This window comes from Ruegeria atlantica (assembly GCF_013033965.1).
Taxonomy (GTDB): domain Bacteria; phylum Pseudomonadota; class Alphaproteobacteria; order Rhodobacterales; family Rhodobacteraceae; genus Ruegeria; species Ruegeria atlantica_D.
Genome location: NZ_WQFE01000034.1, coordinates 1 through 2,853 on the forward strand (window position 1 = coordinate 1; position 2,853 = coordinate 2,853).

Below are 2,853 nucleotides of genomic sequence, written 5' to 3' on the forward strand. Positions count from 1 at the left end.
GGCGTGAAACCTTCGATCCCAAACGAAAAGCTGCTTGACTTATCCATTACGCAGCTTCTTGCTCTCCCAAGCCGGTCCAATATGCCTCGTTGGGCGTCCGCCGATCAAGCGCGGAATGGGGTCGCTCGGTGTTGTAGAATGTCATCCAATCCTTGACGATCCTTCGGGCCTGGAAGCCGTCATTGATCTCTTCGAGGTAGATCGCTTCTTGCTTCAGGGATCGCCAAAGCCGCTCGATGAAGATGTTGTCGAGGTAGCGACCCCGACCGTCCATCGAGATGCGCACGCCAGCCTCGGTCAGCGTCGTGATCCAGGCCGACCCCGTGAACTGGCTGCCTTGATCCGTATTCATGATCTCAGGTGGGCCGTATTTGGCGATAGCTTCGTTCAGAGCCTCCACGCAGAAGTCCGCGTGCATCGTGTTTGACAGCCGCCAGCTCAGAACTTTGCGCGTCGCCCAATCCATGATCGCAACCAGATACAAGAACCCGTTCCGCACCGGCACGAAGGTAATGTCGGCACACCAAACTTGGTTTGGGCGGTCGATCGCCATTTTTCTCAGCAAATACGGATAGACCGGATGCTGCGGGTGGGGTTGGCTGGTTCGAGGGCGTTTGTAGATTGCCTCAAGACCCATCTTTGCCATCAATCGCCTGACGCGGTGACGGCCCACGATAACGCCTTCACGACGCAGATAGGCCGCGATCTGGCGGCTGCCGAAGAACGGGTATTTGGTGAGGACCCGGTCGATCTCTTTCATCATCGCCAGCGTGTCCGCGTCGATCCCGACCGGTGTGTAGTAGAACGCAGACCGCGACAGCCGCACCAGTTTATACTGCTGACGGATGCTCAGTTCGGGGTGATCGCGTTTGATCATCGCGCGTTTCTTCTCAGGGCTCACCGCTTCAGCCCTTCCGACAAAAAATCGTTCTCGACCGCCAGCCTCCCGATCTTCGCATGGAGCTCTTTGACCTAAGCTTCCGTCGGACCGCTCTGCTTACCGCCCGAGAACACATCGGCCATCCCGTCGATAGCTTGCCGCTTCCATGTGCTGACCTGGTTCGGGTGCAACTGATGCTTCGCTGTGATCTCCTGCACGGTCTTGTCGCCACGCAGCGCTTCCAAAGCCACTTTGGCCTTAAACTGATCTGTAAAATTCCGGCGCTTCGCCATTCTCGTATCCCTTCAAAGGTTTGGGATACACCTTATCTGACTGTCCAGTTTTCTGGGACCACTTCACTGCTCACCAACTCCACTGATACTCGGTCATCCAAAAAAGTTGTCTAGGTTCTGGACCCATTAATTTGGTTGCCGCCATCTCGGCTGCGTGATTCAAACCCCTGAGTTTCAGGGGTGTATCATGAGCATTCTATTCTGGTTGACCGACGAGCAGATGTCGCGGCTTCGGCCCTACTTTCCGAAGAGCCATGGCAAGCCGAGGGTTGATGATCGACGTGTACTGAGCGGGATTATTTTCATCAACCGCAATGGGTTACGTTGGTCGGATGCGCCTAGCGAATATGGGCCGCCAAAGACGCTCTACAGTCGTTGGAAACGGTGGAGCGATATGGGTGTATTCGCTCGGATCATGAACGGGCTGGCTGCTGAAGGCACGGATCACAAGACGATCATGATTGACGCAACATACCTCAAAGCGCACCGCACGGCCTCCAGCCTGCGGTTAAAAAAGGGGGGCGCGGCAGACTGATCGGACGTACCAAGGGCGATATGAATACGAAACTGCATGCAGTTACTGACAGCCTCGGACGCCCCATCCGCTTCTTCATATCCGCTGGGCAGGTCAGCGATTACACGGGAGCCAGGGCACTGGTGAACAGTCTGCCATCGGCTGATTGGTTGCTGGGTGATCGAGGTTATGATGCGGACTGGTTCCGCGAAGCTCTTATAGACAAGGGAATAAGGCCTTGCATCCCTGGTCGAAAATCACGCGACAAACCCGTCCGGTACGACAAACGGCGCTATAAACGCCGTAACCGCATCGAGATCATGTTCGGGCGCCTGAAGGATTGGCGGCGGGTTGCCACCCGATATGACAGATGCCCGAAGGTCTTCCTATCAGTAATCGCACTCGCGGCTACCATCTTGTTTTGGGTGTAAATCAATGAGTCTGGAGCCTAGACACCCCTTGTTCTTAAGATCCTGAAATTACGCTTCTAAATCTAAAATCGATGATGAAATCGAGTACAGATCATACAATATTGTCGAGGGTGGTTTCAGCAGTGATACTACTGCTTCGAAGTGTTTTAAGTGAAAGAACAGCTCAAAACTTGTGGTTCCAGACGCACCATAGCTATTAAGTACGACTATAGATGCAAAGGGCTTTGAGCGTTTCATGGGGTTTGTGAAAATTTCTTGGCCAAAATTTGAGATTGATAAGCGAAATTTCTCTTGTGCCAGGTTTTCCACAAAGTAAAGAAGCTCTTCCATTGCTTGCATTGGGTTTCTGCAGTTGGAAACACCAGAGGTAACTGAAATATCTTGATTGATATGAATGAATGTTACGCATTCAATATACCCATTGTCTTTCAATTTTTTAAGTTTAACCAAAAAACTTCTCGACGATGACGGAAGGTGCTCTTCAAGGTCAACAATATACAAATATCTCTCCAATTTACATTAGTTAAGCAAATTGACCAGCCTATTTTAGGTTAGTTCGTAATGTGTCTGATTGCTAGTTCTACACGGTCTGCCACTGTAAAACCGCCATTATCTGTTTACTGAACAAGAATTTCTCAAATATTGTTTCCAAAGATTGTAATGATTTGCTCCACTATGTAAGAGGTGGCCTGAGGAATCTGAACAGTTGAGTTAGGTGGATTTTCCGCTCCTGAT

General features: G+C 51.2%; 2 protein-coding genes and 1 pseudogene. 1 reads left to right on the forward strand and 2 read right to left on the reverse strand.

Annotated elements, in window-relative coordinates; translation table 11 throughout:
* Positions 1-46 precede the first annotated feature (46 nt).
* Positions 47-1,173, reverse strand: a pseudogene (locus tag GOW16_RS22515) (IS3 family transposase).
* A gap of 187 nt (positions 1,174-1,360) precedes the next feature.
* Between GOW16_RS22515 and GOW16_RS22520 the strand changes: the two are divergent.
* Positions 1,361-2,118 (forward strand): IS5 family transposase gene (locus tag GOW16_RS22520; protein ID WP_170419795.1). Its coding sequence is split into 2 segments (ribosomal slippage): positions 1,361-1,682 and positions 1,682-2,118, totalling 759 coding nucleotides; the frame shifts between segments, so codons are not numbered across the junction.
* 48 nt (positions 2,119-2,166) lie between these two features.
* On the opposite strand, the gene GOW16_RS22525 is transcribed toward GOW16_RS22520, so the two are convergent.
* Complete coding sequence (locus GOW16_RS22525) at positions 2,167-2,619, reverse strand: hypothetical protein (RefSeq protein ID WP_170419797.1); 453 nt, start codon at positions 2,617-2,619, stop codon at positions 2,167-2,169.
* Positions 2,620-2,853 lie beyond the last annotated feature (234 nt).